This is a genomic window from Lactiplantibacillus herbarum (assembly GCF_001039045.1).
Taxonomy (GTDB): Bacteria; Bacillota; Bacilli; order Lactobacillales; family Lactobacillaceae; genus Lactiplantibacillus; species Lactiplantibacillus herbarum.
Window position 1 is genome coordinate 1 of the sequence record NZ_LFEE01000011.1, and the last position, 7299, is coordinate 7299.

Annotated in this window: 6 protein-coding genes; 1 reads left to right on the forward strand and 5 read right to left on the reverse strand. The window is 45.4% G+C overall.

The features are described from left to right. The first annotated feature begins 171 nt into the window (after nt 1–171). Nucleotides 172–843 (forward strand): histidine phosphatase family protein, encoded by a 672-nt coding sequence (locus ACG95_RS03310; protein ID WP_047999146.1) that lies wholly within the window; start codon nt 172–174, stop codon nt 841–843. A 152-nt stretch (nt 844–995) separates the two neighbouring features. Here ACG95_RS03310 and ACG95_RS03315 read toward each other — a convergent pair whose 3' ends face one another. The 5 genes from ACG95_RS03315 to ACG95_RS03335 form a co-directional block, all read right to left on the reverse strand. Then, a complete protein-coding gene (locus ACG95_RS03315) occupies nt 996–2477 on the reverse strand; it encodes a UDP-N-acetylmuramoyl-L-alanyl-D-glutamate--2,6-diaminopimelate ligase (protein ID WP_047999147.1) in 1482 nt (493 codons plus the stop codon). A 190-nt stretch (nt 2478–2667) separates the two neighbouring features. Next, nucleotides 2668–3873 carry an aspartate kinase gene (gene dapG, locus ACG95_RS03320; protein ID WP_047999148.1) on the reverse strand — a complete coding sequence of 402 codons (1206 nt, stop codon included), beginning with the start codon at nt 3871–3873 and terminating at the stop codon, nt 2668–2670. A gap of 5 nt (nt 3874–3878) precedes the next feature. Further along, nucleotides 3879–5780 (reverse strand): asparagine synthase (glutamine-hydrolyzing), encoded by a 1902-nt coding sequence (gene asnB, locus ACG95_RS03325; protein WP_047999149.1) that lies wholly within the window; start codon nt 5778–5780, stop codon nt 3879–3881. 400 nt (nt 5781–6180) lie between these two features. Beyond that, nucleotides 6181–6507 carry an AzlD domain-containing protein gene (locus ACG95_RS03330; RefSeq protein ID WP_047999150.1) on the reverse strand — a complete coding sequence of 109 codons (327 nt, stop codon included), beginning with the start codon at nt 6505–6507 and terminating at the stop codon, nt 6181–6183. Next, nucleotides 6500–7204, reverse strand: a complete 705-nt coding sequence (locus ACG95_RS03335) for an AzlC family ABC transporter permease (RefSeq protein ID WP_047999151.1) — start codon at nt 7202–7204, stop codon at nt 6500–6502. The genes ACG95_RS03330 and ACG95_RS03335 overlap by 8 nt, the downstream gene beginning before the upstream one ends. Nucleotides 7205–7299 lie beyond the last annotated feature (95 nt).

The following is a 7299-nucleotide window of genomic DNA, read 5'->3' on the forward strand; positions in this document are numbered from 1 at the left end:
TCATTGAATAATTAACTTGCAACCTTTAGATATTAAATAAATAGATTTGATCAAAGGACTTGGAATCATATTTCTAGGTCCTTTTTTGTTCGATAGATTCTTTCTCTTTTTAATTAGGCGTAATACGACTAAAATAAGAGTAAATATTTAGTTAGGAAGGTGAATAAAGCCATGCAGATTTATTTTATTCGTCATGGACGGACACAGTTTAATTTAGAACACCGTTTTCAGGGCGGTCGAGCTGATTCACCATTAGTCGCAAGTGGGATCGAAGGGGCCAAAGCAGCAGGGAAATACTTACAGACGACTCAGTTTGCACAAGTCTATAGTAGTCCTCAAAAACGTGCGGTGGATACGGCCAAGCATATTGTTGCTGCTAATCAGTGGCAGCCCACGGTTCAATTGGAACCAGGGTTGCGTGAGTTTGACTTCGGTGATTGGGATGGCAAGATTGAGGCTGAAGTTCATCCACAAGCTTATACACAGGTGATCTTCAATCAACCAGGGGAGTATCAACCTGAATTAGCCGGTGGTGGTGAAAGCTACGCGGACTTTGTAGCGCGGACGACTAAAACGGTTCATGATTTGATTGCGTCAGTGGGCGTAGACAGTCCGTTACCGTTGCTAATTGTGTCGCATGGTCTAGTAACTACGATGACAGTTAAGACTTTAATGGGCGTGCCGGTGGCTGATTTACGGGCACCGTTTGTCGTTAACGGTCAAACGATGAAAACAGTTGGTCACGGTATTGTGGATAACGATAGCCTAACTGTGTTAGAGACTAAGGATAATCAGCATTTCGACCTAGTTACATGGAATGAGACGAGCTATTTAACCGAATAGTAACTAACCTTAAAGAGGTGATTTGGATGAAAATCTAAATTGGCTCTTTTTTGCGTGAGTTTAGAAAAAATGGCGCGGATAAGTAATCGCTAAAAGTTTGGTCAAAAAAAGTTCCGCACGCTTTCAGCGAACGGAACTCGGGTAGATAGGTATTAATTAATGGTTGGTTTTAAAGCAAGCGCATTAGCAGCTTCTTCACTGTCATCAAAATGATGTTTTGTCCGACCAATGATTTGGTAATCTTCGTGCCCCTTACCAGCGATTAAGACAACGTCGCCTGGTTGGGCAGCATCGATTGCCTTAGCGATAGCGACGTGGCGATCTTCATAGACCGGCACGTCAGCGTCAGGCACGCCGGCAACCATGTCATGCAAGATTTGAGTAGGATCTTCAGTCCGAGGGTTATCGGAAGTGAAAATCGGTTTACTACTGTGTTCGACCGCAATCTTAGCCATTTTTGGCCGTTTAGTCTTGTCACGGTCGCCACCGCAACCGACAACGCAATAAATATCTTTCTTGGCGAAGTCTTGAATGGTTTCGAGAGCGTTTAGTAAACCATCTGGTGTGTGTGAGTAGTCGACGATAACACTGACGCCGGTATGTGAAGGGACGGCTTGGAAACGTCCTTTAACGCCAGGTACCTTTTCAAGTGAGGCGATAATTTGGTCTTCAGGAATACCACTAGCATAGGCGGCTGAAAAGGCAGCCAGCATGTTGTAGACGTTGAACTGACCGATTAATTGCATCGTCACGTGGGTCACGTGGCCGAAGACGGAAAGATCGAATTCAGTTCCGTGACTCTTAATTTCAACGTTTTGGGCGTTGATCATCGCGTCAGGCTTTAAGCCAAAGGTCAATACGTGCGCTGATGTGTATTGTTCGAATTCGCGACCGACTGGATCATCGGTATTGAGAACGGCAACTTTATTAGTGCCATCAGCTGAATATTTATTACCTAACTGGGCAAAAAGCATCGCCTTTGCTTCAGTATACTTAGCCATCGTTTTGTGGAAGTCCAAGTGATCCTGCGTCAGGTTAGTAAATACGGCGATATCGTAGTCGATACCCCAGACACGTCCAAGGACAAGGGCAATCGAAGAAACTTCCATGGCAACCGTATCAACACCGGCGTCGCGCATGGCAGCCAGTGTCCGTTGTGTGGTAATCGCATCAGGAGTCGTGTTGGCAGTTGGCAATTTTTCATCTTTAATCTTACGATACATCGTGCCAATCAAACCCGTCGCCTGATTCTGGTCACGGTAGATCTGTTCAATCAAATGAGTGACGGTGGTTTTACCATTCGTACCGGTAACCCCAATCATCCGCATTTTCTGACTAGGTGCATTGTAGAAGACGTCAGCGAGCATTGCCATAGCACGTTCGGTATTTTGCACATAAACGACGGGAACAGAAACTTCCAATGGCTTTTGGGCAACGATTAATTGCGCGCCTTTTTCAACGGCTTGTCCAGCCAGGTCATGACCGTCGACGTGGTAACCGTCAACGGCAATGAAGACAGCACCGGGTTGCACTTCACGGGTGTCTTGAGTCAGCATGGTGACGTCAAAGTCATCGGTTAGTGCGGGTTGTACGTTTTTAAATTTTAAACTATTAATTAATTGACTTGCTTTCATAATATGAGCGTCCTTTTCAATAAAGTTACTGTTTATAGAATACATGCAAAATCAGCAATTGTCACCCAAAACGGGGGTGAAATCTGATAGGTCCTTTTCATAGAATGGTGGATTAATAAATGACTAGATACTAGCATCGGACAAACTAAAAGCGCCCGGAATAAAATTCCAAGCGCTTAGTTTATTAATCTTAATCAGCAATACCTAAGAACTCATCATGCAATGCGTTCATGGCAGCTTTGAGATCAGTTTCCTTAACTAACACCCAAATCGTGGTGTAGCTATCGGTTGATTGTAAAATATCAATGTGTTGCGTGGTTAGAGCGGTCACGATCCGAGCTGTTACGCCGGGAGTACCCGTGATACCGGCACCCACAACGGAAACTTTGGCACAGTCAGCGATTGCTTGGCACTTAACGTGCGCTGCAGTCAGTAGACGAGTAGCAACATCAGCGTCACCATTCACCAAGTTGAAGACAACCTGATGTGGGGTGATATTGATGAAATCAACGCTCAAACCATTTTGCGCCATTAATTGGAAGATGGCGCTTGAACTTAACGTATCAGTTGGCACGATGAATTGTGTTAGATTGGTCTGATGCGCAATTCCCGTAACGGTCCGGTAGTGTTCGATCTGAGTGGTTGTCCGATCCGTAACCAGTGTCCCTAATTCATCAGGTTCTTGGTACGTTGACCGAATACGCATTGGAACGTGGGCCTGTTCAGCGATTTCAACGGCGCGTGGGTGGATCACCTTAGCACCTTCATGAGCCATGTTAGCCAATTCTTCGTAGCTAATAGCCTTGATGAAACGCGCGTGGGTCACTAGCCGGGGGTCGGCCGTCATCATGCCGTTGACGTCGGTAAAAATATCGACGCGTTTGGCTTTGTGGGCGGCACCCAGAATGGCAGCTGAGGTATCAGAACCACCACGGCCAATTGTCGTAATGTGTCCTGATTCAGTCGCGCCTTGGAAACCAGTGACGATGACCACGTCCGCGTCAACGAAAGCGTCAGTGATTGGCTGCGGATCAACGCGCAAGATTTTAGCATTTTGGAAATCATCATTGGTGACGATCCCGGCATCATGCCCAGTCATTGCGACAACGTTCAACCCTTGTTCACGTGCTAATTCGGTAAAGACGGCCGTTGAGATCGTTTCACCAACGGATACGAGCATGTCCAGTTCCCGGTTAGTTAAGCGTGAATGTTCTGCACCAACGAGACCCAGCAATGAGTCAGTAGCGTAGGGGGCACCCTTACGACCAATGGCGGAGACGACCACGATAACTTTGTTACCTTGATCGACTGCGTATTGAACGTGCTTTAAGGCCTGCGTACGAGCAGCTTCGTCTTTAACGGAGGTTCCACCAAATTTTTGGACAATAATTTCCATCGGTCTTAAAACTCCTCAACTTTGTTAGCAACGGCGTTAGCTTCAGGACTATCCATCAAATGGTCAGCTTCAACGTAAATCTTGTGCCACATCATGAAGGTCAAGACGGTCCAGAGTTTACGAGAGTTATCACGCAAACCGGCTTTGTGATCATCCAATAACTTCAAGAAGTAGTCCTTGTTGAAGTATTCGTCAGTCTGAGAGTCATTGATAATTTGCTTAGCCCAGTCGTACATTTCGTCCTTCAACCAGAAACGGATTGGTACTGGGAAACCGAGCTTCTTACGGTGCAAGACGTGTTCAGGCACGATGTCTTCAACGGCTTTCCGTAAGATGTACTTCGTCGTCCCATGGCTGATACGTAAGTCAGCTGGAATTTCAGCGGCCAAGTTGTAGACTTCACGGTCAACAAATGGTGTCCGTAATTCCAAACTGTGTGCCATTGTCGTCCGGTCAGCGTTATGCAATAGGTCACCGTTCAACCAAGTGTGCATATCGATGAATTGCATCCGGCTAATTGGATCATAGTCAACGGATTCATCGTAGAATGGCTGCGTAATCGATTGGAATGGGTGGTTGCGATTATAGTCTTTGATAAAGGCTTGTTTTTCCTTTTCACCAAAGATAAAGGCGTTCCCCACGTAACGATTCTCAAGTGGCGTCGTTCCACGTAGCAAGAATGAACGGCCGCGCATCCCTTCTGGCATCATTAAAGCAATCTGCTTCAAGGCACCGTTGATCGGTTTCGTGTAACGGAATGGTTTCAATGATTCTGGTTCGTGATAGATGGTGTAACCACCGAAGAGTTCATCGGCACCTTCACCAGTCAAGGCAACCTTAACGTGTTTAACAGCTTCCTTGGCTAAGAAATACTGAGGAACAGCGGCCGGGTCAGCCAACGGATCATCCATACTCCAGACGAAGTGTGGGAAGGCGTTCATGAAGGCTTCTGGCGTGATCGTCATACTGAAGTTTTCAACGCCGAGCTTTTCAGCAGTTTCCTGGGCAACGTCTAATTCACTGTAGCCTTCACGTTCGAAACCAACTGAAATAGTCTGTAAGTTCGGGTTAAAGTTCTTTGCGATGGCAACGACGATTGAAGAGTCGATCCCACCGGATAGGAAGGAACCAACTGGAACATCGGAGCGCATGTGAATTTTAACGGAATCGATCAAAGCGTCTTTGATCTTTTGCGCGTATTCATCCTCAGTCCGTTGAACGGGATGGAATTCACGGTGATAGTAACGTTCAACCCGTGGTGCGGAACCAAGTTTCTTGGTTAGCGAACAACCGGGAGCCAGCATCTTGATTTCTTTGGTTAACGTTTCCGTTTCAGGAACGAATTGGAACGTCATGTAATCTTGGAGGGCGTTCTTATCGAACGTCTTGTCCTTCAAGATCTTGTAGATCGACTTGCTTTCAGAACCGTAGTAGAAGTCATCACCACTGATAGCATAGTAGAAAGGCTTGATTCCGAATTGGTCCCGGGCAGCGAACAAGGTCTTTTCCTGTTTATCCCAGATTACAAAGGCAAACATGCCGCGAAGATACTTAGTGGCGTTTTCCTTATATTTGGCATACATTGCTAAGATAACTTCTGAATCAGAGTTAGTCTTGAATTCATAGCCTTCTTGTTTCAATTGTTCACGTAATTCAACGTAGTTATAGATTTCACCATTAAAGGTCATCCAGTAACGTTCATCGGCGTAAGACAGTGGTTGGTGCCCACCAGCTAAATCAATGATACTAAGACGCCGAAATCCCATGGTAATGTTGTCATCGGCAAAGTAACCTTGGTAATCGGGTCCCCGATGGACGATCATTTTCGTCATTTCGTGGATAGTCTGATCGTAAGTAGCGTTATCCGCTTTAGTACGATCAGTTAAGCAACCGGCAAAACCGCACATAATCTGTTCATCTCTCAATCTTTTAAGGTTTAAAGTTTTTAAGTTAATTATTAACGATAGTGTACAGAAGATGACTAGTTAATCTTCCCGTCTCACTAGGGGAAGCAAAGGACTTCGACTGGTTGTGACGACGCGAAACAGATCCTAATTAAAATGGTCAGTTGTATCTGCTTGGCATACACTCCATCATTATACTTGCTTTAATTGAGAAGATAAAGCCGTGGGGGTAATTATGAGCGCTTTCATTATGAAAAATTATGATCCGCAATTATCGTTACTGATAAGAGACAGTTACCGATAATTGCGGATCAATAATAATAAGTATGATATTGGGAATCTGACTTGGTTGATTTTAGTTAGTTTTGGTAGCAGAACGAATGAGTAAAGTGACCGATAAAACTTAAGCCCAGCCAACCAGACGTAAAAGTGCCATGGCGATAATGCCAGTTACGACAACTGCCAGCAAACTCTTAGTTAGGATTCCAGCTAGAATCGCGGGGATCGAAGCGTAGATATTAGCCCAGTCAAAACTTGGCCAGTGTCCGGAATGATAGATTAGCAAGCTTTCAACGAAGATGGCAGTCATAATAGCGACGGGAACAAATGACAAGTAGCGGATCAACCAACGGGGAACGGTTAAATTTTTAATGATTGCAAATGGGATCACCCGTGATAACCAAGTCACGAGGCCACAGAGCAGAATCGTGATGAGAATGTAACTACTCATGTGGACTCACCACCATTCCAAAACCACAGCCGAGGAGTGTTGCGAAGATCAAGGCCAGGTTGCCAGGCATCCAGCGCATTAAAAAGAACATGGCTAGGGCCACGAATAGAACGACCCATAATTGGGTTGGGAGTGATTTACTGCGGTCAGTGATGAGTTGTAAGTATAGTAGTCCGATGAACATACCAACGACGGCAAAGTCTAAGCCGAACTGGTTAGGGTCGGTGATCAAGTTGCCTAATAGGCAGCCGACTACGGTAGCGGCTGCCCAAACCAAGTAAGCAACTAGGTTAGCCGCGTGTAGCCACGACGTTTTTAATTTTTGACCAGTTTGGTTGAGCTTATTCATACTGAGGGCGAAGGTCTCGTCTGTGAGTAGGGAGCCAAGGCCGATATTTTGCAATAAAGACTCAGCCTTGAAATACTGGGCAATTGACAGACTCATCAGAATCATCCGTGAATTGATCAGGAAGGTCGACAAGACGATGGCTGAAATGGGGCTGCCAGCTAATAACATACTGACGATGATGAATTGTGCTGAGCCAGCGTAAACAATCAGGGACATCAGTAAGACGGCCCAAACGGATAAGTGACTCGTATTGGCGACAATGCCCATTGCTAGGCCGACACCAATGTAGCCAAAGACGGTGGGGACAACGTCTTTGATGCCGCTACGAAATGTTAAACTAGAGTTCATGAACAGGAAGACCTTCCTTTACTTGGAGTAAAAAGCTAATAAAAATTAGTTTACTACTTTTTGTGAAAATGAAGTGCAACAAAAAAGTTAGACAA